Annotated in this window: 19 protein-coding genes and 1 tRNA gene; 3 read left to right on the top strand and 17 right to left on the bottom strand. The window is 48.0% G+C overall.

The annotated features are described in order from the left end of the window. Positions 1-49: 49 nt before the first annotated feature. The 5 genes from NT002_06150 to NT002_06130 all read right to left on the bottom strand — a co-directional run bounded on the left by NT002_06150 (position 50) and on the right by NT002_06130 (position 6933). Positions 50-2041, bottom strand: coding sequence for a M20/M25/M40 family metallo-hydrolase (locus NT002_06150; protein ID MCX6828849.1), 1992 nt, complete (start codon positions 2039-2041; stop codon positions 50-52). A 505-nt stretch (positions 2042-2546) separates the two neighbouring features. Continuing rightward, positions 2547-3302 carry a hypothetical protein gene (locus NT002_06145; GenBank protein ID MCX6828848.1) on the bottom strand — a complete coding sequence of 252 codons (756 nt, stop codon included), beginning with the start codon at positions 3300-3302 and terminating at the stop codon, positions 2547-2549. 363 nt (positions 3303-3665) lie between these two features. Beyond that, on the bottom strand, positions 3666-3866 hold the full coding sequence (locus NT002_06140; GenBank protein MCX6828847.1) for a hypothetical protein: 201 nt from the start codon (positions 3864-3866) through the stop codon (positions 3666-3668). 245 nt (positions 3867-4111) lie between these two features. Beyond that, complete coding sequence (locus NT002_06135; protein ID MCX6828846.1) at positions 4112-4735, bottom strand: hypothetical protein; 624 nt, start codon at positions 4733-4735, stop codon at positions 4112-4114. 254 nt (positions 4736-4989) lie between these two features. Further along, positions 4990-6933 (bottom strand): Ig-like domain-containing protein, encoded by a 1944-nt coding sequence (locus NT002_06130; protein ID MCX6828845.1) that lies wholly within the window; start codon positions 6931-6933, stop codon positions 4990-4992. A 423-nt stretch (positions 6934-7356) separates the two neighbouring features. Between NT002_06130 and galT the strand changes: the two genes are divergently transcribed. Both galT and NT002_06120 read left to right on the top strand, forming a co-directional pair. Then, on the top strand, positions 7357-8361 hold the full coding sequence (galT, locus tag NT002_06125; GenBank protein ID MCX6828844.1) for a galactose-1-phosphate uridylyltransferase: 1005 nt from the start codon (positions 7357-7359) through the stop codon (positions 8359-8361). 25 nt (positions 8362-8386) lie between these two features. After that, positions 8387-9328 carry a DMT family transporter gene (locus tag NT002_06120; protein ID MCX6828843.1) on the top strand — a complete coding sequence of 314 codons (942 nt, stop codon included), beginning with the start codon at positions 8387-8389 and terminating at the stop codon, positions 9326-9328. 18 nt (positions 9329-9346) lie between these two features. Here NT002_06120 and NT002_06115 read toward each other — a convergent pair whose 3' ends face one another. The 5 genes from NT002_06115 to NT002_06095 all read right to left on the bottom strand — a co-directional run bounded on the left by NT002_06115 (position 9347) and on the right by NT002_06095 (position 14430). Further along, positions 9347-9868, bottom strand: a complete 522-nt coding sequence (locus NT002_06115; GenBank protein ID MCX6828842.1) for an AAA family ATPase — start codon at positions 9866-9868, stop codon at positions 9347-9349. Next, a complete protein-coding gene (locus tag NT002_06110) occupies positions 9865-10416 on the bottom strand; it encodes a 2'-5' RNA ligase family protein (protein MCX6828841.1) in 552 nt (183 codons plus the stop codon). The genes NT002_06115 and NT002_06110 overlap by 4 nt, the downstream gene beginning before the upstream one ends. 40 nt (positions 10417-10456) lie before the next feature. Beyond that, positions 10457-11905: a radical SAM protein gene (locus tag NT002_06105; GenBank protein MCX6828840.1), complete on the bottom strand. Its 1449-nt coding sequence runs from the start codon at positions 11903-11905 to the stop codon at positions 10457-10459. Between the two features lie 105 nt (positions 11906-12010). Next, on the bottom strand, positions 12011-13219 hold the full coding sequence (locus NT002_06100; GenBank protein MCX6828839.1) for a PEGA domain-containing protein: 1209 nt from the start codon (positions 13217-13219) through the stop codon (positions 12011-12013). Then, positions 13216-14430, bottom strand: a complete 1215-nt coding sequence (locus NT002_06095; protein ID MCX6828838.1) for a hypothetical protein — start codon at positions 14428-14430, stop codon at positions 13216-13218. Before NT002_06095 ends, NT002_06100 begins: the two co-directional genes overlap by 4 nt. Positions 14431-14978: 548 nt before the next feature. On the opposite strand from NT002_06095, the gene NT002_06090 reads away from it, so the two are divergent. Beyond that, the gene (locus NT002_06090; protein ID MCX6828837.1) at positions 14979-16355 is read left to right on the top strand and encodes an O-antigen ligase family protein; all 1377 of its coding nucleotides are present in this window, start codon (positions 14979-14981) and stop codon (positions 16353-16355) included. A 444-nt stretch (positions 16356-16799) separates the two neighbouring features. Here NT002_06090 and NT002_06085 read toward each other — a convergent pair whose 3' ends face one another. From NT002_06085 to NT002_06055, 7 genes are all read right to left on the bottom strand, one after another. After that, positions 16800-17567, bottom strand: coding sequence for a restriction endonuclease (locus NT002_06085; protein ID MCX6828836.1), 768 nt, complete (start codon positions 17565-17567; stop codon positions 16800-16802). A gap of 560 nt (positions 17568-18127) precedes the next feature. Continuing rightward, a tRNA-Ser gene (locus NT002_06080) sits at positions 18128-18214 on the bottom strand. Between the two features lie 91 nt (positions 18215-18305). After that, positions 18306-18722: a response regulator gene (locus NT002_06075; GenBank protein ID MCX6828835.1), complete on the bottom strand. Its 417-nt coding sequence runs from the start codon at positions 18720-18722 to the stop codon at positions 18306-18308. Next, a complete protein-coding gene (locus NT002_06070) occupies positions 18719-19150 on the bottom strand; it encodes a response regulator (protein ID MCX6828834.1) in 432 nt (143 codons plus the stop codon). Before NT002_06070 ends, NT002_06075 begins: the two co-directional genes overlap by 4 nt. A gap of 5 nt (positions 19151-19155) precedes the next feature. Continuing rightward, entirely contained in the window at positions 19156-19554 is a 399-nt protein-coding gene (locus NT002_06065) for a hypothetical protein (GenBank protein ID MCX6828833.1), read from the bottom strand. Continuing rightward, entirely contained in the window at positions 19551-19904 is a 354-nt protein-coding gene (locus NT002_06060; protein ID MCX6828832.1) for a response regulator, read from the bottom strand. The genes NT002_06065 and NT002_06060 overlap by 4 nt, the downstream gene beginning before the upstream one ends. Beyond that, positions 19882-21672, bottom strand: a complete 1791-nt coding sequence (locus NT002_06055) for a GAF domain-containing protein (GenBank protein MCX6828831.1) — start codon at positions 21670-21672, stop codon at positions 19882-19884. The genes NT002_06060 and NT002_06055 overlap by 23 nt, the downstream gene beginning before the upstream one ends. Position 21673 lies beyond the last annotated feature (1 nt).

Genomic DNA, 21673 nt, shown 5'->3' with positions numbered 1-21673 from the left:
TATCATTGGTCATCCGACTGAAACATATTCTCAGGCTTTAGAAACACTTTCAATTCTGATTTATAGTGTCAACGTTCATCTGGGTATAGGTCAATTCTGTCAGGATGCTGTCATAAAATGCTTTTTGCGTTTTTTCGCTGGGAGTGATGCCGCCGTCGTTCGTTTCATCCACAAACAGGAGCGGCCAGTCGAAAGTGGCCGGGGTCGCCTGGTTGATACCCGAGCTGTCGGATTGATTCAGGGCGCTGTCGACCGCAATTACCTTGTACCAGGTTATTGTATGGGGAATGACATCAACATCATGATAAGTTGTATCGGTGCAGATGGCCCCCACCTCCCAATCGATCATATTGCGGGTTCTGACGACATGATATTCTTTGATGTCCAGCTCGCCGTGTTTGCGCCAGGTAATATTGGCGCTGAGCGAATCCGGGATGGCCGAAATGAGATACGGCTCCAGAGGGACGATTCTCGGAATCATCGTCTTTTCTACGATTCGGATAGAGCTGTACCCCTCGCCGTTGACGGCAACCAGACCGATATGGTAAATCTGGCCCGTAGTCAGCTCCCCCAAATCATAGGTGCATGTCTGCGGAGGGATATCGATTGTGTCGGTATATACCCCGCTTGCAGTACCATATAGTACCGAATAGCTATAATCCGGATTGCAGTCGCCAATATGAATTCTAATTCTTTGCCCGTCGCCGAAGTCCTGAAGAGTAAACGCGGGGGATTCGGGGGCTTTGGCGATAACGGCCAGTCCGGCGGCAATGAATTTGACCATACTGGTCATGTAAGGGAAATCGAGTCTTGTAGTCGAATCGTGAATGGTGTGAATGATATTGTTGTGATTAATGTCGTCCTCGGCAATGCCCGTTGTCTGGAACCCCAAATCATGCAGAGCATAGTCATCAGACCCGAGATGATCACTACTACTATATGAAGGAAGCTGGGAAATGCGCTCGGACGCTTGCTTATAGATCAGCCCGAAATTACTCGAAGAGGCAGGATAATTGATCATGGCCGAATCGACCGCATCGTATGTATAGGCGATCATGTCCATGTTGGTGACAAATTCAACTTTAGTCCCTTCGGCCAGAAGCTTCTGGCCAAGATATTTGGAACCGAGGAGGCCTATTTCCTCACCCCAGAAGGGGACAAACATGATGGAGTAATCGAGCTCCACATCTTTCAGGATGCGCGCCATCTCCAGCACGGCCGCTGTCCCGGTGGCGTTGTCATCGGCGCCCGGTGCATTTTCCCGATTTTCGACCGGATACCAGGTATAGGAGTCATAATGGGCGCCGACCATTATATATTTGGGCGGCTGGATGCGGCCCGGCTTGATGCAAACTACATTGTAGCCGCTCGTGAATTGGCCGTTCCACTGATTGATACCGCTGCAATAATCGGGATAAACATTATTGTATCCGAATTCCTGGAATTTATCTATCAGCCATTCCATAACCGGCCCGATCGAGTCCGACAGGACACATCGGGTCCGGAATGCCTGCAAGCGACCGGTATAAGAATAAAGCGAATCCTGACTGACTAAGTTTGCGATAGTATCGGTGGGGTAGCTATCCATCAAAGGACTCGGGATGGAAACCGGATGATAGAACAGCGGCGTCTCCATATCGCCAACCGCATAGACATTGAATCTGTCCCGACGCAGGCGTTCCAGACCGGCATAGTCGGGTCGGGTGAGAAATTCTTCTTTGGAGGAAAAGATCGCTTCGATTCCTTCGGGAAGCGGCTTCCTCTCCGGGTCGGTTGACCTGACCAGAAAGAGGCGCTCCCCGGAATAATCCGACAATATTCGCTCAGCCAAAATGCCGTTGTCAGCCAGTTGCGATGCCTGATCTGCTGAAAGCTCAACCAGAAAACGCTCGCCGATCATTCCGTGAGCATGCCCCGCTAATTTCTTCAATGATTCCAGTTGATCGGGATTTTCAATCCCCGCCAGATAAAGGTCCCCGGCCAGAACAATTTGGCCAATCAGAAGCAGCCCCAGTGCAATCAACAGACTCCTGCTACGCATAATTCGGTCCTCCCAACGATTTGATTAACTAATTCTCATTGCAATTATAGATTCAGTAACAACCGATGCGACCGCTATTCTTCTTCGCTTAATAGATACCATGGTCAATAATGGCACCATGTGCGAAAACCCGGGCGATATAAACAGCATTTCTCAATCAACGATCGCTCGTGAAAACAACATGAGGTTGTATGGCGGCAACATGCGAAGTGAGAACGAAGCTGATTATAATATATTGACATTCCACTTGACTGTCAAGCTATTTATGCACAATAAGTTAAAATTGTGGACAATTATGACTCCAAATGATAATTAAATGGCAGTCTTATGCTTGGGATACGAACAGTCCCGTAAACCTGAAAATGTGAATCGTCAGATTGATTCCCCATTTAGCAGGACATTATTTCTCGTGATTAGAAATGGCCAAAGCGAAAAAAAAGAGCCGGGGTTGATTCCCCGGCCAATTTATCTCTGAATGAGTTACCTAATGAAGAGTCATTCCGACCTATTCAAAAACCCCATCCAAAGCACGGAAACTCTCATGCATCGCCGTCATTTTGATCTTTATATCGGCATCACCGCCGGTTTGGCATGCAGTCCCGAGCGCGTCAACCGCATTCTTTAGAGCGGCTCTTTTTTCGGAAATGGCGGTTTCCTTATCTTTTAGCCATTCCGGCACCGGCGCACTCATCAGCGTATCCATCTTTGCCTTCAAAACAGGCATGGCCGTCTTGATAGCGGCATAGTCCGAATCAGGCAGGGCCTGATGCCAGAGTGGATAAAGCACGAGGTGGAAACTTTCGATTTCCATCATTCTGGGAGCTATTACGCGCACCAGCTGCTCATAGGCGGTATGCAGTTCCTCGACAGTGACGGCCAGCAGTGAGTCATCGGTTCCTTTGGCGACCGTATCCATTTTTGCCGTGGCCAGAGCCAGGGCCTGCCGTTTCTGTTCGAAAGCCTCTTTCACATGCTGAAAATAGGAAGGCAGTTCGCCTTTCATGATTTTTTCAACACTCTTGCTGAAAAGGGGCGCCGCCTCACGAACTGATTTGTAATCGCCTTCAGGCAAGAATGTATGCCAGACCGGGCGCAGGACCTCATGGAATTCCCTCAAGCCTTCAATCCGCGGCCGTTCCATCGCCATTGAGTGGCTGCTGTCGGCAGGGGTCGCCGCCTTTTCCTGAGTCTCGGCCATGCTCAGGCTGACCAGCAGGGTCAGTGACAGAATCAATGCGAAAATGACCTCACACTTTTTCATTAAGAACCTCCAAATTAGTTGAGATTATATATAATAATTGGGTCATCATTTGTAAAGGTGATTCGATAGCGTTTAATTGGGCAGGCAAAGAACCTGAAATATTTTACGATTTCTTTTCATATCTCTGATACCAGAGGATAAATAAAAAGTTCCTTCCGGGCAAGCGGTTTATTGTCGAGCGTGTTACCGCTTGCATAATCCGGGCTCTCGAGAGATTTTACTCTGACTCGGGCGGGCGGAATGTCATTTTCTACACATGGAAGGGACTGAGAATCAACGCCTGTCAAGCAAATAGTCAATTTCAGGATAAATTGATCTGCGCAAAACCGCCGTTACTCTCTATTGGATTAGCGGCCGGCGCGGTCAACAACTGCAGCCGCCGGAGCCGCACTTCTTTTCACCAATAACCACGCGGTAACCGCTCGGGCCATCATCACTGGAGATATAATCGATACTTATATCCCCGACGTCGGCCAGGAATTGATTGAGGCGGCGGTCGATATAGGCCGTAATGCCATTTGATTCCAGCTTGTCCATATCATCAGTTGACTCATCCAGAGCCATTCCCACAGAGGGACCGCTTCACCCGGCTCCCTGATAATAGATGATCAACTGCTTATTTTCGGCCTCCTGGGATTCAATGACCTTTTTAAGCTCGATTCCTGCCTTATCGGTAATAACCAGCATTTAATATCTGCCTTTCTCCTATGCGGCCGACAGGGATATTTCGGCCCGTATAAAAGGATAATCTATTTTTTTCAATATAAAATTATTGGCAAATTAGTCAACCATTATTCCGAATTCGGATGTCACCCAAGCTTTGGAGCCCGCTTAATTTCTTTAAGCATCGCCCTGAATTGCCCGATCATCGTCCGGGCCGTATAATCGGGGCCGGTCAGTTTGAAAAAGAGATTCCCCTCGGGTGTTTCCAGAACTACGGCGGCCATACGATAATTCTCTTTGGATTCTGTCGCTCCTCCCATCATCCCCCGGGCCGAAGCCTGATAAGTACCGGCCAATTCCACCAAATGCACCGGCATGCCATCGACATTGAAATCGTTTTGCACCACCGCCTTATGCGAGTCGCCGCCGTCCGGCAGGGATATTTGGCTGATCCAGCGCTCGATGTTTTCGTTCACGCTCCCACCCTGGGTGGCCCCAAAATAGAAAACCGCCATGGTGGCCGAATCTTTCTCCCCTTCCAGAGGCCCCAGAGTATAATTGGCCTGCCTCATGCCCCCAGGCCCCAGATCCTTCCAGGCGGAAGGAGGGCGAAAAGTGACCCCGGCCACGGTCACCGGCCGGCCATCGAGCTTCACCGCCGAGACATCCCCCAAATTCCCTATATTCCTATCGGTTTGTTTATCGGAATTCGAACATTCCAGAAAGCAGAGCATCACTGGAATAAACAGGGCTATTTTTAGAAAAGTCACTACAATCCCCTTCTATATAATGAACAGTAATTGTTCGCAATATTTCACCGACCTATCATAGATGGCAATATAATCGTTCAGATCAAACCGGAATAATGTATTTTGCCTGTTGTTAGAATATTGATAGCTGACAGAAATAGACGACAAATGCGTTCAGGTCATACTCATGATAGAGTATGACCTGATGATCTTGCGGGAGCTTTGATTCTGAATCTTCCTCGCTAACAAACAAATCCGCTGCCTTGACTTCCGAATCAACCCTCTGTGCGGAAAAATGTATAGCCGGCCTCTTTTAGATAGGCTCCACTCTGGCTCCTAGCCGTTGTGGCGATATTAACCTTGTACGTTTGCAGCGGAGTCAGGTAACTTGTTGGATAGAATATCATTCGCCTGTCATCATCATAATAGTACCAGTTGAATGTTCCACTGACCGGAGTGCCATCCCAGGTCGTCATACTGAAGGCCGCCTCGGTGGTGGCATGATCCATAGGAGCGTTGAACTCCACGGCAATATTATTGGAGATGCCAAAATTCTGCGTCCCCGGAGAGGGGTAGAGGCTCGTAATTATAACCGGGTTGATATGAAGACGCATTTGCAAATCTTCGCCGAAACCGGCGCCCATAACCAGGCCGACCGAACCATCAATGGTAATAGTATAAGTCTGTTCCGCGGCAAGATTGATTGGGCCGGTCGGGAAGAAAGCGAGATATGGATTGCGCTGACTATAATCATATTCATACCTCTGATACCAGAAGCCGGGGAGTTCCGGCGAAATGGAGGCAGCAAGATTAAAGGAGTCGATATCGACATCGGCATTCAAATAAATACGATAGTTAAAACTCTCTCCCGGGTCGATAATGCTGTCAAGATCGCTGGAGTAATACCCGTTTGAGGCACCATTTCGGATCACCATTAATGGCTGTACTTCAAAGAGCACCGTTTCAATAGTGCCGATTTTTGTCCCATCAATGGCGCTGAGAGTGGAGTCGATGGTCAGGCTATAAGTAGTTCCCGGGCGAAGTCCCTGCGCGGCGCCGACAAAAAGCCAATCGGGGCCGTAGTAATCGCGCTCTATGGAAACATGAAGGTCAACCGGTGGGTCAATCGAAATCGAGGCTCTCGCCGAACTGGGGTCGGGCGGGATGCTGAAGCGATACCGAAGGAGTCCATTGGTAGCCCGGGGGGAAACATTGTCCAGTGTACTTGGATAATCCCTCTGTTCAACCTCGAATTTCTCCGTATAAAATGAAATTGTGTCCCCCTTGACTGGAGCGGCGCCAAAAATGTCTTTAAGCGATTTATCGATGATTATCAGGTATCTGGTGCCGCTGACCAACCCACCATTAATCTGAAGGATGACGCTCGTGGGCGTGTCATCGGGAACGGCGGCAAAATCGATCGGCGGCTCGATGTGAATTGCGCCACCGACGGTTGCCGGATCGAGCAGACTGTTGTAACGAAATTCTATCAATGAACCTCTGAAATCGACAGCTATTGTATCTGTCTCACCATAAAGATGCCACATTGCGCTGCATAGCCTCAGCGAATCGGTATCAAAGGAAAAAGTGAGACTGTCACTCCATTCCTCGCCCGAAAATAGTCTCAGATTCGGCCTAATATTAACATGGTAATGTGTCGCGGCTCGAAGTTGAGGCGTCGGTCGAAATGAGTAATTATATATATCACCATAATAGTGATACATATCCCATTGGCCGGCGATCGGGGGATCGAAAATAATCGCGGTGCTGAGGGAGCCGAAATCGAGAAGTTCTTCACTGGAAAGCATAATACTGCTCGATAACGGCGGATATTTGATAAGACCGTCACCCGGCGTGCTTTCCACAAAAGGCCAGGGCATATGGATCATCATAATTTCGCCCAGCAGAGTGGTCTCGGAGCTTTTCACCTCGACATCTCTTATAGTTTTCCGGGCGCCGGTGGGACAGAAGAACCGCACCTCATAGAGTCCCGGATTCAAATCAGCAATCGAAAAATACCCGGCATTGTCAACCGTAACCTTTTTAATTTCGATTGCCTGCCAGGCCGAGACCGTCATACCGGGCTCGTAATTGACCACCTTTCCGACAATGGCTGATTTTGTTTGCAGGACATTAGTGATGTTGTTCTCATCGGTGCATCCGCTCAGAAAGAGCATGAGCAGGATCAGAACCACACTGAAAATCAACAGCCGTTTCATATTACCCTCCTATAAAATAATTTGGGCTGAAGAGATTAATAATTTTCTTGTCAGGCTTATAGAAATGAAAAAACTGCCCATTGTACGCAAGTGAACTAGTTCGATGATCGAATTGATTCATAATGGATCGACAGACATTAATTGATTTTCTTCCATATGCCAAGAGATTAGTTGAATTCGCTTGCTAATAGGTAATTCATACTGAATGATAATAGTCAATAATCCGACCAGAGCAAATATATGGAAATCGGGCGGGCTGTCAAGGAAAAAATTCGCCTATTTCCGCTTATGGGCCGATTTGTCCAACTCTTCAGGGTCTCTTCCAGACAATTATATTATGTTTTGGATCAAGAACTTGGCAGTTGACTTGGAAATTTGTTACGGTTATTATCTTAGGAATTAAGACTGAATTTTTCGGGAGAAATGATGTCGGAATTTCGTCAGAATCTGGCTACCAAAGAATGGGTCATTCTGGCGCCGGAACGAGGCAAGCGTCCGCATGATATCGCCCGCGAGCAATTAAGGCGCGAACTCCCGCCTCCTTTCCGAGCCGAATGTCCCTTCTGCCCCGGCAATGAGGGGCAAACCGAGGAATCGGTTTATATCTACCCGCAAAGCGGGCCCTGGCAGGTCCGGGTAGTACCAAACAAATATGCGGCGTTGCAGCCGAGGTTGACAGCCACCAGGATGCAGGTCGGTTCATTCCTTTCGGCCAAGGGATTCGGCCTGGCCGAGGTGGTGATCGAACACCCGCGGCATGATCAGACACTTGCCCTCATGAGTGTCGAAGAGGTCGCCGGGGTGCTGCGCGCCTACCGCGAACGGCAACGCGAGATGAGCAAAAATGAGAATATCAACCTAGTCACCATATTTCGAAATCACGGTGCGCGGGCAGGAACCTCACTGGAGCACCCCCACTCGCAGATAATCGCCACCCCTATCGTTCCACCCCATGTGCGCTACCCGATGGAGCAGGCCGTTCTTCATTATGACAAGCATGGTCGCTGTGTCTTTTGCGATTTGATCGAGGAAGAGATTCGTCAGGGAGAACGAATCATTCTCGAATCCGAGAATTTTGTTTCTTTCTGCCCTTTTGCCGCCCGCTCTCCTTTTGAATCAAGGATTTATCCTAAAAGGCATCAGGCCGGATTTACGCTTGCTTCGGATGAGGAACTGTCGGAATTCGCGGGAGTCCTGCAGGACATTCTGGGAAGAATATATCACGGCCTCAACAACCCGGACTACAACTATATTCTTCGTTCCGCACCCAGCGGCGATGAAGACACCCGTCACCAGCACTGGTATATGGTGATCGTGCCGAAGATTTCCATTCCGGCCGGATTTGAAATCGGCTCTGGTATTTATATCAACACGGTACCTCCGGAGGACTCGGCCCGCTTCCTTAGAGAAGTGACAATTAGCGGATAACAGTCAATTCGTGCCGGCGGTCTGATTGATACCATCGGGTGAGAAATTCTTTGACAAACATGGCCGGAAACTTGATACTCCCAATATGAATATCCCGAGTACCTTGCCGAGGTCAAAGAGAGTTCTGGCCGATTTTGGCCTTTTCTACGCTGCCGCCATCTGGGGCGCTACTTTTTTTATGGTGAAAGGGGCTCTGGCCGGAATTGACCCGGTGATAATGGTGGCCTACAGATTTCTATTGGCCGGGCTGGTTCTTCTGATATTTTTGCTCCTCAGTCATCGGCCGGTTTTTAGAGAGCTGGGAAAAGCATCTATCCTGGCAGTGATTCTGACACTCCTTTATATACCGCAGACGATAGGTCTGGGGATCACAACCGCCTCCAACTCCGGATTCATAACCGGCCTGTTTGTCGCCTTTGTACCGCTATTTTTGAGGACAATTTTCAAAAGAAAACCCACTCGAATGGAAATAATCGCCTCGATTACATCGCTGATCGGTCTCTGGATACTTACCGGCGGGTTGAAAGAAATCAATACCGGCGATATACTGACACTGGTGGCGGCGATGGCATATGCGCTTCACCTGCTCTATTCCGACCGTTATATGAAAGCCGGACTGGATCCCTATGTGGTAAATTGCCAGCAATTTATTCTGGTAGGGCTTATCAGTCTTGGGGCCGGCTTACTGTCCGGCTCGCCGCTGGGAGTTCGCGGCAGCTCGGTGGCTATGACGGTGATCTTCCTGGCCTTATTCCCTACCATGACGGCTTTTGTGATTCAGATGCTTGCACAGAAAATAACCTCACCGCTGAAAGTCTCGCTGATCTTTTCCATGGAGCCGGTTTTTGCAGCAATTTTTGCCTGGACAGTCGGCGGAGAGAAATTTGTTATGCATAGTGCAATCGGCGGCTTATTCATCTTTGCCGCTCTGGTCGTCTCCGGCATCCCCGGCCGACGGATCACATAACAATCGCCAATATGATAATCAGGTCAAGGCATCATTGGCATATCTTACAATTTCGGAAGCAAGCGAATCGCGGTTGGCGGCGGTGACCTGAAATATCCTGGCATCCTGGCGCCGTTTCACATCAGAAATAATGCCGCCGCCCACCACAGCTACGGTGGCGATGAGAGTTTTTTCGGAATCGAGAAGCTCATTAATAAGAGCCAAAAACTTGCCCGAAAGACATTCCATTTTGCCGATCTCGTCAATAATGACCAGCCGGCAATCGGTCTTTTTGAATTCGATTGTATCGAGATATCGTTCGAATCCCTCGATATCGACACCATATTTGCCTACTCGATGGACGCTCTTTACCTGAATATGGGAAAGCAAGTCCTTGTGCCCGTGGAAATCATCCAGCTCGAAGCCGCGGCGTATGCCACTCTCTCTTATTTCGGCGGTATAGAAGCCGACCGGATTGAATTGCACCAGTTCATCAAAAAGGGATTTGATGAGAGTGGTCTTGCCTACTCCGGGAGTACCGGTGATAAGGAAATTATTCATACGTCAAACATGAATTGTCTGAAGAATGAAATTTTCTCCGCGTCAATCTTCAGCAGATGGATTCTATCGACCATGCATTCATAATATAAATTCTGCTCCCGCGCCTTTTTCAGGGCCTCCCAATAATTCTGCGAATCAAAAGGACATTTCTTTCCTCTTTCACAGGCGGCCGTTGCATCGGATTGAGCGAAGCGGCCGAGCGATAGATGCGGAATATATTCGATTCCCGCGACAAGATAAGGAGCCAGAATTCCCGTGTAGAGCCGGTTATGTAATTCTAACAAATCCTGTTTCCCGTCATCTATTAAAAGGAAGAGCCAATGATCGTCTGATTTCCTCAGACCGGAAAGAGTGATCTTGAAAGGACGTTTTTCTCGCAGAACATTATTTATATGATCCATCAGTCCCTGTTCGTTAACTTCCTCGGAGAAGGGGAATACCAGAGTGATATGGGGAGCAATCAAATTGTAATTGGGATCATATTGTCGCCTCAGAGCATTTATCTTTTCACAGTCAATATCGGGGTAGATGACAATTGAATATTGCATATTAGAGGTAAATGCGATCATTCCGGAATACTGAAATTTACTAACGGTTCCCTTTCTCAAGCTCGTCGTACCGACTGTCAAGCCGCCAATCGGGGAAATAGGTTTCAGCAGCCAGGCGAAATGCTTTGGGCGTCAGACAATCCTTGAGCTGCTGCTGACGCTCGCCGAACATTTTCTTCCACAAGGTTATCCCCTCCCCCTCCAAATCGCGCGAGGGAATAATATTTCGACTGGCAACCAGAGGATCATCCTCACCTTTCCACCAGTCCGGGCTCAGAAAACGAGTTCCATATTTCTGCTCATAGAAGCTCTGGTTGCGGTCAATTTCATTGCCGGGGAAGTGCAAATAACCGTGGCTGGCCCAGATGAGCGATGAATCCTTTCGTGCCGATTCGGCATCAACAAAAGCAAAAGTCTCTTCCAGAGTGCGCCGGGTTTCGCCGGGATGGTTGAAAATCAGGTTGGCACCGTGGACCACACCATAATCAGAGAGAATGTGACTGACCTCGCGGAATCGGGCAAGGAACTTTTCCGGCTGTCTGGTTTTGTTCATGATACGAAGCATCTCCGGCGAACAGCTTTCGACCCCAAATTGGATCTCGGCTTTGAGTTTCGAAAGCATTTTGATATCCTCTTCATCGAGGAAATCGGGTCGGGTTTCCAGAAAAATCCATGACTGCGGGTTAAGCTCGACCAGGCGACGGAAGAATTCCTTTCGCCAGGCCGGCTGCACACCGAGAACGGCATCACCAAAGGCAAGGGCAATTACCTTATATCGTTCCATGGGAATCCGTACCTGCTCGATAGCCTGTTCGACCGAATAAGGGCGCCAGGTATGATCTTTCAACGCCTCCATGCAGAAGGCACACTCAAAGGGACATCCCCGTGAAAGATAAATACAGAGGGTGCCGATTCCTCCCGAGAAACGAGAGCGGAGCATGTCGTCGACCAAGTCCCATTTTACTCCGACAAACTGCTCCGGCTGCAGCGGCGGGCCGGCAATAACTTTAGTTTGCGGCGGTCTCCCTGAAACGGGAAAAGCGGCGGCGATTTCCCTGAAAGCGATCTCCCCTTCCCCCTGGATGACATAATCAACCAAATTGTCGGGAGTTTGGAAATCCTCGGGCCGCGCCGTGGGATGGTATCCTCCTATGACGATGAGTCGCTTCGGGTGTACCTCGCGGGCTATGCGAGCTATAGTCATAGTTGCTTTATATGAAAGGCTGGTCCAGCAGGAGATGCCCAGAATGTCGTAATCACGCTTTTCGAGGAACTCACGTACCTTCCGTTCAAAACGACGAAACTGCACCGGACTTACCGGCCGGCCGATTTCGATTTCAAAATCAACATACTCAACCGGAAAGTGCTCGGCCAGATATGATGCGAGAATCAATTGCGATGCTTTTACTTCATCGCGGCCGGACCATTCGGCGCCGCTCAGGAAAGAAGGATAGGCAAGAAGAATAGCTGGTTTGCTGGCTGCGTTCATATCCTTTTTAGGATTATCGTGAAACGGTCTGTGGTTTAAGGATTAATGAAGGCCATTTCGAATGTTTCCATTGTAAAGAGGCAGAAACCAATTTTAAATGGATGTCTAGAAGCCGTAGCTCACACTAAACCTGACATTGTCTCTTCCGGTCGGTTGGATTCCGAAAGAGATCCTGTTGGCCGCATTTATGGCGGCCACCTCGACTATCTGCCGATTTTCTCTCATATATTCATAGCCGAGAATGTATCCGGAGATTAGATTCAGGAGGTACAATCCGCCTCCGGCCCCCAGCTCAATATCCTTGAGCCTGTCAAAGCGATCGGTTCGCTCTTTAGTGAACCAGCCTTTAGATTCATCACTGTCGAAAATATATACGATGGCTGTAGCATAAAGCAGTCCCGCCGACATCATATTCACGTATGCCCAGCCCTTATTCCTCGAAATCTTGTGATCATATTTGAAACCGGCACTACCAGGTACAAAGACACTCCACAAGAAGGCCTTGGCCGTAGCGGAATACGGGGCTGTGCATTTCACCGTGACCGTTTTGATTTCATTTTCAGGCACATAGAACATTCCGGAAAATGTGCCGTAGTCTTTATGCTCAACACGGACAGTATGTTCACCGCCGCCGACATCTTTCTTAATTCCTTTCTTTGTGATCTTTCCCATTTGATAAGAATCGATGTATGCCGTTGTACCATGGTCCCTTGATTTAATCATAAGCATCGCTGGAATTTTCTCGTTTAATATCTTCTTTATGACAAAATCCTTCAATACGGTCTGGGAGCCCGAAAATACTCGGGAGCCCGATTGGGCAATGTCATACATCTCGAGATCAATGCGAATAGAATCAGCGGGAATTGAGCGCCAATACCCAATAAGAATCAGGTCGACACCGATGGTGTTCCATTTGGCATAATTCTGCTTGATATCGGCTTCGTTCGATTTCAACTGATGGGCCTTCATATTGTCGATCAGCAGCGTATCATCGAAAAGATAGGCTCGCTGATCTCCGGTCGCCCTTCTCTCCTCAAATTCCTTTCGCACCAGACCGGAAATGTAATTATCCATTTGTGGGGATTCGCCGGCACTATTACCGATCTTAATAATTGCGACATTATATGTCCGATCCCGCACCAGAATATTATCATATATAGTGCTTATGGTTTGTTTAACGGCCCCGCCAGCAAGATTTTCCTTTCTGATTTCGGAATTTGTCAGAATTCCACCCCGTTCAGTACACCATGATGTCGCTTGAAAGAGCGATAAAATTAGAATAGCTTGAGTCAAATGCATGCTTATCTTTTTCATAATTGCGACAGTTGTTGACAACGCCTCCGCTTTAGTAATATTTTGAACGCCCCGCCGTTATCGTTAAATTGTCCTTGAAAATCATTAGTCGTCAGGAAAAGAGTATCTGAGAATGCGGCGACTTTGAGAGTTGACCGGCCAATTACAAACCAATTGCCGTTCCGGCCAATTTTCCCGATCAAGGCACCGAGAAGTGCGGCATCATAAATCTTCTTCCCTTGATATGGGAGGGAATCGGAAATAACGGTTTTCCCTTCCGGTCCAAAGAGTACAGAATAATTGCGAAACAGTTGAACCGTGCTTGAAGCGGTAAATAAGAGACTGTCACCCTCTTGGACCAATATGTTTATAGATGGTTCCTCCAAAAGAGCCGATACCGACATATCGGTCGCAACCCAGAAACAGGTATCTTGGGGAGGAGGTGGAGAACTATCGATGAAAGGCTGCTGCAATGTATATACTATGAAATTGTCGAAATACACTCGGCCGTTTCCTTCATTACAGCCGAGAGTGACACGAACCGAATTAGGACGAATACCAGATAAAGTGTCACAATATTGCATCAGTGAATTATTATCGACCTTCACAGTGACGGTATCGTTCCTCCATGAATAATAAACACGATGCCAAATACACGGCGAAAGAACGAATCTTTCATCAGTCACAACCGTGCTGTCATTCTTTTGCAATTTACTGGCTTCTAATCTGCGGAAACCCAGGGATAACCCGTATCCATCACTGTTTGAACTGTCGCCCCTCAGTCGGCAAAAAATGCTATTGCTGGAGTCATCACTGAAGACATAAAAATCCAAGGCCGCACCCAATGAGAAAACAGGCTTTGTACTAATGCTATCGCGCCTCCCAAATTGACCAACTGCTTTCGCCAGGTGGTTACCAATGGATTCCCAGCCAGCCTCACCAAGATTCCATTTCTTTCTGGTAGAATCACGTGCCGAAAAATCATCGTGAAAAGCCTCGTCCCATCCATCCGGCATGACATATTCGGCAGTTGGCGCCTCAAGTGGATTGCATCTGACCACACTACTATTGATTGGAAATTTAGCTATGAATGGCGAGTCTATAGGTGGCCGCTCAATGCCCAGATATTGCCGAACCGATTTAAGCTCTGGTATCGTATAGAGAAGCGTTGTTAATGACACCAAAGATGCAAGGACGCCTGAGATCACTTTGAATGCAAGGCTGATTCTCATCAATATAACCCGTTCGTGAATTCCGCCTGACCGAAACCCCGGCGCAGCCGAGACATATATATAGATTCCCGAGCAAGTTCTGCCATCTCTCCCATCAGAGTCAACAGGGTATAACCATAATCAATTTATCCAAAATCCCCGTAAGCGCAAGCGGTTTTTGGGGATTGATTGAATTTACGGCTCCTTCGTCGTAAAAAGCTGTATTGGCCATACTATTGATTGTGGCATAACCCGATGTGAATACATATATATGGTGTCTTTGCTTTGGCTTAGGTGGCCGGCTATAATCGCTTTTCCCGGCTTGCACGAAGCGCAACTCTCGATTCCAACTCGGGCGCAAAAGGGTCAATTCCCTGCGACCTTGAACGCCCGCTGCAATTTTAGAAAATGGCCCGAGTGATAACCTTGCATGATTCACGATGAGACCATGGCATTTTCCATAAGTCCGCATGTCCCGCCAATTCCGATCCATGATTTCTCAGAATAAGAATGTCGGGAGCGCAATCGGGTCTTGACCAATCCCGCTTATTATTATATGATTGAAAAGAATGGAAACGATTGCTAATATAGATTTTAAGAAGATTGAACTCCAGACCATCATTTTGGCGGTCTTATATTTATTCGTTGGAGCGGCCATACTGCTGGCCAATCGTATGACCTATGCCGTAGCATATTTCGCCGCCTTACCCATTTTTCTCTTAATCTGTTTCCCCAGGTATGCTCTGAATCTTTTTATTATTTCATTATTTTTCCAATTCCCGCTGTCCAGTAGATTCCCCCTCTTCCCTGCTGATCTGGCGGCCGGGGCATTGATTCTGTCGGCCCTGGCCAACGTCCTGCTCAAACGAGACGCATCACTTGCTGCGCCCTCCATAATTAAGAATTATATATTAATCACTCTGATGCTGGCGCTTACCGGGATATTTGCCATTCAGCCCGATCTATCACTCACGCCAATTTTCAAATCGATAATCTTACTCCTGCTGTTTCTTTCAATTTATAGGGTTTCGAGGTATGCCTTGTTTTCTGCCGCCGGATTTTTCTTCTGGATCAGTGTCATTAATGGTTTCTTGAATCTATTCCTCTTCTTTCGTTCCGGCGGGGCGATGAGATCGTTTGGATTCACCATCAACACGCTTGATGACCTTCTGATGATCGCTCTTCCCCTGGGTATTTCATTATTTCTGTGGGCAAAGCGGTATTCAGTCATGTACCTGTTGGGGTCAGGATTTGTTCTCGGGGGTCTTCTGGTTACCCAATCGCGAACTTCAATCGCCTTTGGTTTACTGGCAACATTAGTCGTCATGGTGTTATCAATCAGGAAGGCCAGGGGGGAACAGCTTTCATATGCCGGCAGGCGTGCAAAAAGGATTATAATATATGGTCTGCTGGGTGCGGTATTCATGATGATTCTTTATCCATCGATGCTGCAGCCCATTACCGGCAGATTCGGCGAGATTTCCTCAAATCAGCCGGTCGTGTCCTTTGAACTGAGGAAATCCCTGTACCATGCCGCACTGGTAGCCTTCCAACAGCATCCCGTCTTGGGAATCGGCCCCGGGAATTTCAGATATATCGAAACTGCCTTTCCGCTGCTGAAATTTGATCCTTTCTTTATGTATGTGAGTGGACTTAGCGCTCACAGCCCAATATTGCATTATTTGGCGGAAACGGGTTTGGTCGGTGCATTGATGCTTATTGCGCTCTACTGGCGCAATTTGAGACAGGCACGTCGATCCTTCACTTTCAGCCGAATACCGGAAAATCATCCTTTCGCCATATATCTATTATCGATGGCCCTGCTTCTTTTTACCTCAATTTTTCTTGAGGGGGGGTGGACATGGGGAATAACCAGTTATGCCGCCACTTTCCTGATAGCCGTGTCAACCAGGCTTTATGACGACACCAGGCGGATTCATCTTTGATATGAAGCAGTTACTCCCTTTAACAAACTGGCATTGAAGCCGGTGTGAAAAATCTCCGCCGTTGGGCGGATTACCAGTCTTCGTAGGTCGGGTTTCAAAGGAATCCGGCGCCAGCCGGATGATTGAGAAACCCGACATCTTCAATTCATTCCCGATAGCCGGGCTGTGGGAACGCCACATTGTCCACCAGCCAAGTAGGGCAGTTTTTGCAGGTGAACGACCCCTTGGAGTCTTGACAATGCGCCGCAGGCGCAAATCTCTCTGAAAGCCTAGTACGGCACTTGCCCGCCCGTGGTGGGCTTTCGACACTTTTATATTTCATAAGCGCCGGCATGAATCTTCTTTGCTTCCGCTTTCGCAGATGTCGAATCCGCAGAAAATTCATCCTATATTACTAATATTCTCTCTTCTTTTTACTAATGTTTTCTCTTTTTAAAAGGGTCATTACCTGAGCCTGTAATTACCTCTTGCGATAAAATCCAAGTAACCCTTATCCCTCAAAAATTGTAACTGTTGACGAATTTTGTCTCTAATATGTCTATTGTTTGGATATTTTTGTTTTAGGAGCATTTCAAAAGCATAAACTTCATTAAGAGAAAACTCTCCTTTGCCGATTTTATCTATGCAATTCATAATATCCAAAATCCAGCCTTTTGCAGCAAGCTCTTTGGTTTCTCTTAGAAAGAGTGTTTTACTCCAATATTTTAAAATATTCTCTCTCAATTCAACCTTCCCGTCCCTTACATAGAATATTTTCCCTGTTAAGGGAATGTTTTTCAGCAAAATATTGCATCCGACCCAACCTGCACGTCGCGCGGTTTCCGATAATGGCTTTCTCTTCTCTATAATTTCTGGTACAAAAAAATGTTTCGGAACAACAAAGAAATTTTGTATTTTATAATTTTGTAAATCATAATTTAGCAGGAAAAGACTTGGGTTATTATAACTGGTTAATCTTTCAAGCATGGTCCGGTATGCACCATCAACAATTTTCATTCCCATAGAATCTTTCTTACTTTTTAGTTCATATTCTTCACGACATATCGAACAATAAAAATCCGCAACAGGCTTCCCATTATTGAATTGAAGCAAGTTTGATCCGCAATTTGGACAAAACACTTCATTACCAACCCAAGCCTCGCTTAAGACGCGACTTTTTTGCGAAGCGCTATGATATCCTTTTGAAATTTTTACATCAAAGTGTATTTGCATACTCTATTATATGAACCGGGTAACCAACAGCTCTGCTGTGGGAATGCCACATTATTCTCTCGCTTTCGTCGGGTTCCGAAATTTCGATCCTGGTCGGAATGAGTAACCCGATATTTAATTTCTTTTTCCAACTTCACTCCCGCCTTCCCTCGCGCACCGGCGGCTTCAATCTGCCCGTGGGCCATATTATCAAAATCTGTTGCGCATCGATGGTGATTTGGAACCTTTCCCATTATGTAGAAGGAAACTATTATGCTTTTTGACAAGAATCAACATATTTTTAAGCGCCCAAATACGGCCATTGCCCAGAACGGCCCCAAAATGGCCGGCCATCCTAAACAAAAAACGCGCCACGCCGCTCAAAACCGTGTCACATTTTCGCAACCCTTTTGGGCATACTATCTTACACCGTTGGCCTTATACTTTATAATAGCCCTAACGAAACTGTACATTTTAAAAAACGAAGAAACAAACCCATTTTGCCGGCCCTCTCCCGACCACCCAACCTATTCTCCGGCAACAAATAATAGTGGAAAATGCCCTGATGCGTACTAATTATACGGAGAGGCTGGGATTCGAACCCAGGGACGGCGTTAACCGTCAACTGCTTAGCAGGCAGCTGCCTTCGGCCGCTCGGCCACCTCTCCTTAACAGAACTAAGGGATGAAATATAAACGATTGGCAGGGAATATCAAGAGAATTATGAAGGCAAAGAAAAGAGAGAGCAAATCCTTATTCTTACTCCCCTCGCGGAGGCACCAACTGAAAATCCTTGCTGCGCGAAAGAAAACGCCAGTAGGCCCGCTCGATTATCAGCGAGACTTCCTGGCCCTTAAACGGCTTGGTAATATATTCATCGGCCCCCAACGAAAGCGCCTCCTTGACCGAGCATGCATCCCCGTATCCGGTCATCATGATAACGCCCACCTCGGGGAAACTCTTCTTGATGACCTGAAGAAGCTCAAAACCGGACATTTCCGGCATAACAATGTCGGTTAATACCAGATCGACCGGATTATTCCTGATAAATTCCAGCGCCTCCCGGCCGCTCGAGACCCCCTTTATAGAGTATCCTTTGCGGGCCAGAAGCTGTTCCAGCACCCCCCGCACCATCAAGTCGTCATCGACGACCAGAATTGTTATGGCTGTCTTCATACCGTGGTTTTGACAGGAATACCCTTCTCCAAAGCTCTGATCACTTCGTCGACAAAATCTTCCAGCATGACCGGCTTATACATCAATGAGGTAGCCCCTTTGACTCCAGCCTGATTGATAAGACGCTCGGTGGCGTTTCCGGTGATAATAATGACCGGCAGATATGGTCTGATTTCCTTTATTTTCGCCACCGCCTCAACGCCGGCCATCTCGGGCATAATCAGATCCATGGTAACCAGGTCATAATTGGCTTTCCCAACCTTGCTGACCGCGTCAAGACCATCAACCGCCAGGTCGACCTCAACCGAATGGGTAATTTCGCAGAACTCTTTGAAAACATCACGTACCCTGGGTTCGTCATCAACGATAAGAATCCGGAACGGTTTCCCGCGTCGGCGCGCCATTTCTTCGATTTTGTGTATTTCCATTTTTGTCATTCACCTCGGGACTGGCGATAATTGTCAACCTGTCCCTTTCTTCTTTTTATATCGGCAACTGTTTTCAAAACATTCTGGCTCAGATTAAGTATTTCGTTGAGCGAGGTCTCGATCCGGTCGAGCTTGTCGGCGCCCGAGGGAACCGTATAGACCAACTTATCCTGATTGCGGAAAGCATTCAGCATAGTCGTTATTTCCCTTATGACATCGACCGAGCCGTTAATCAGGCGGGTGAATTCCGGTTCAAGGTAGGCCAGTTCGCGTATTTCATTCTTGGCTTTGGCCAGATTAATAGCCAGATTCAGGGCGAGCATTTTGACCTGATTGGCCAGTTCATCGACCTGACCAAACCAGTCGCACTGTTCGGCGGCATTTTCTTTTTTTTCTTCGCTCATGCCGACACCAGTTCTTTGACCTTCTGGCGCAGAGGCTGAATATCCGAGGACTTAAGAATATACCCATCAGCCACCCAGGTGTGGAAATCGGCCTTATAGGTCGAATAGGCCGAATTTAGCACCACCGGCAGATGTGGGTGTTCCTCTTTGAACCGCTTCAGAATTTCCAGACCGCTGGCCTCTTCCAGCTCGATATCCAGAATCACCAAGTCAAATTCCTTCTCTCCGGCCAGCCGGAAAGCCTCCTCACCCGAGGCCGCCGTCTCCACCTGAAAACCGTCCCGGGTAAAGAAGTCTTTATATAGTTTCCGTATATGGTCTTCATCGTCAACTACCAGAAGTCTGCTCATCGACACCTCCTTTATATTGAGGCAACTCTATAAATAGTTTCGGAAGAATCTCCGAGGAACTTTCGACGCCGTAATTTCCCCCATGATAGCGAAGAGTCTCCCCGGCTACAATTATGGATAATTTCTGTGTCCCCGTGGAATTTCCAAATATCTGTTTTAAGGTCTTGACGACTTTCGCCCGCGCCTCTTCCCCACCGTCGAATCCGATCACGAGCCGGACGTTGCCATCATTGACCACCGTAACCAGTTCGATAGTGCATTCATCGGTCATCTCTTCCACCGCTATAATCATGAACTGAAGCAGCGCATGCTGCAACTGGTCGGGATTTCCCCAGACCGACGGTTTCGGATCGGCCAATTTCAGGAGGGGCGGTTTGTGGCGATGTTTGATTTTGGAGTGAAGCAATTGGCTCGTGGTCGATACCAGATGATTGAAATCAATCTCTCTGGTTTTGGTGCGGCTGGCACGGGAGAAATCGAGCACATGATGCAGGACGGTTTCGGCCCGCTTGGTTTCGGAGAGGATGATGCCGAGATACTCGGTATTTCCCTCGTTGTTGCCGGCGGAAAGCAGAAGATTGGCAAAGCCGCCGATAACGGTGAGCGGGTTGCGAAGCTCGTGCGCAATCGAAGAGGTTAACTCGCCGATGACCGACATTTTCTCTACCCGAATAATTTGCTCTTGCGATTCGGCCAATTGTATGTTGATCTGTTCCAGTTCGGCGGCATGTTCAATGGCCTTGTCATACAGGCGCGACCTTTCGATCGCCACCGCGGTATGATTGGCGAAAGTCTGGAGCAGAGAGACCTCGGAGGAGGTGATTCTTCGTCCGGTAATCCGGTTGTCGGCGGCGATCAACCCCAGATTTTTCCCTTTGCTGATAATGGGCGCCACCGCCAGATTGCCCGTGTTGAGACGATGGAGAATATCCGCCGAGGCCGGCGAGAGGTTTTCGCTTCCATTGACATTAATACCGCAGGCATCATTAATCGCCCGGCTAAAGAATGTATCTTCGGCGAGTGGAATTTTCCATCCCGCAATTAATGACGATAATGAATAGTTCGAGGCATTCTCCCGCTCGCTGTAGTCATCGAGCAGCTCTTTCAGCGAATGATGCTGCCGCGCCAGGCGCGACCAGATTTGCCCCGCCTCTTCCGGATTCGAGGGTCCGACGGCAATTTTCCCCTCCAGATAGACAGCTTCGGCGTCGGTCAGAAAAAGAAAAGCCCGGTTGAATCCCAGTCCCTGATTGGCCGTGACACCGGTGAGGATGATTTTCAACACTTCATCGAGGTCGGCCGTGGATGAAAGCGCCTCGGAAACCTGAGACATGATGGAAAGTTCAAAGATCGCTTCTTCCAGTTCCGCATTCTTCCTGAAAGTATCGGTGACATCCTGCACCACCCCCAATAAGCCGAGAATCTCCCCGGAATCGCCCCGGAAAGGGTGGCAGAAAATGTTCAATATGGCAAAATGTCCATTGCGGTTGGTACAGCGATGCCCTTTTCGCTGAAAGGTGCGGCCACTCCAGATGGTATTAAAAGCTTCGGTGAAACCGCAGCTGAAGACCGATTCGATGTCGTGAAGAGAATAGCCGTGCGCTTCCCCGATCGAATCAAAACCGATGACCGCGGCGGCGGTACTGTTAATGTATTCAATCAGGCCGCGTTCATCAGCCACAAAAAATCCCAAGGGAGAATCGTCAAAATGGGCCTTTAAGAAAGCAATTTTGCTTTCGGCCGGCATGGTGTGGGTGAGGTCAATCATT

This window comes from Candidatus Zixiibacteriota bacterium, assembly GCA_026397505.1.
In the GTDB taxonomy this organism is placed as follows: Bacteria; Zixibacteria; MSB-5A5; order GN15; family PGXB01; genus JAPLUR01.
The sequence above is the reverse complement of the archived record's forward strand: the minus strand, read 5'-3'. Positions and strand labels throughout refer to the sequence as shown.

Bases quoted from the DNA above. Each gene is read 5' to 3' on its own strand.
- NT002_06065 (MCX6828833.1), bottom strand. From the start codon at position 19,554: ATGAGCGAAGAAAAAAAAGAAAATGCCGCCGAACAGTGCGACTGGTTT.
- NT002_06150 (MCX6828849.1), bottom strand. From the start codon at position 2,041: ATGCGTAGCAGGAGTCTGTTGATTGCACTGGGGCTGCTTCTGATTGGC.
- NT002_06090 (MCX6828837.1), top strand. From the start codon at position 14,979: ATGGAAACGATTGCTAATATAGATTTTAAGAAGATTGAACTCCAGACC.
- NT002_06130 (MCX6828845.1), bottom strand. From the start codon at position 6,933: ATGAAACGGCTGTTGATTTTCAGTGTGGTTCTGATCCTGCTCATGCTC.
- NT002_06100 (MCX6828839.1), bottom strand. From the start codon at position 13,219: ATGAAAAAGATAAGCATGCATTTGACTCAAGCTATTCTAATTTTATCG.
- NT002_06075 (MCX6828835.1), bottom strand. From the start codon at position 18,722: ATGAAGACAGCCATAACAATTCTGGTCGTCGATGACGACTTGATGGTG.
- NT002_06055 (MCX6828831.1), bottom strand. From the start codon at position 21,672: ATGATTGACCTCACCCACACCATGCCGGCCGAAAGCAAAATTGCTTTC.
- NT002_06110 (MCX6828841.1), bottom strand. From the start codon at position 10,416: ATGCAATATTCAATTGTCATCTACCCCGATATTGACTGTGAAAAGATA.
- NT002_06060 (MCX6828832.1), bottom strand. From the start codon at position 19,904: ATGAGCAGACTTCTGGTAGTTGACGATGAAGACCATATACGGAAACTA.
- galT (MCX6828844.1), top strand. From the start codon at position 7,357: ATGATGTCGGAATTTCGTCAGAATCTGGCTACCAAAGAATGGGTCATT.
- NT002_06115 (MCX6828842.1), bottom strand. From the start codon at position 9,868: ATGAATAATTTCCTTATCACCGGTACTCCCGGAGTAGGCAAGACCACT.
- NT002_06070 (MCX6828834.1), bottom strand. From the start codon at position 19,150: ATGGAAATACACAAAATCGAAGAAATGGCGCGCCGACGCGGGAAACCG.
- NT002_06105 (MCX6828840.1), bottom strand. From the start codon at position 11,905: ATGAACGCAGCCAGCAAACCAGCTATTCTTCTTGCCTATCCTTCTTTC.
- NT002_06095 (MCX6828838.1), bottom strand. From the start codon at position 14,430: ATGAGAATCAGCCTTGCATTCAAAGTGATCTCAGGCGTCCTTGCATCT.
- NT002_06145 (MCX6828848.1), bottom strand. From the start codon at position 3,302: ATGAAAAAGTGTGAGGTCATTTTCGCATTGATTCTGTCACTGACCCTG.
- NT002_06140 (MCX6828847.1), bottom strand. From the start codon at position 3,866: ATGGCTCTGGATGAGTCAACTGATGATATGGACAAGCTGGAATCAAAT.
- NT002_06085 (MCX6828836.1), bottom strand. From the start codon at position 17,567: ATGCAAATACACTTTGATGTAAAAATTTCAAAAGGATATCATAGCGCT.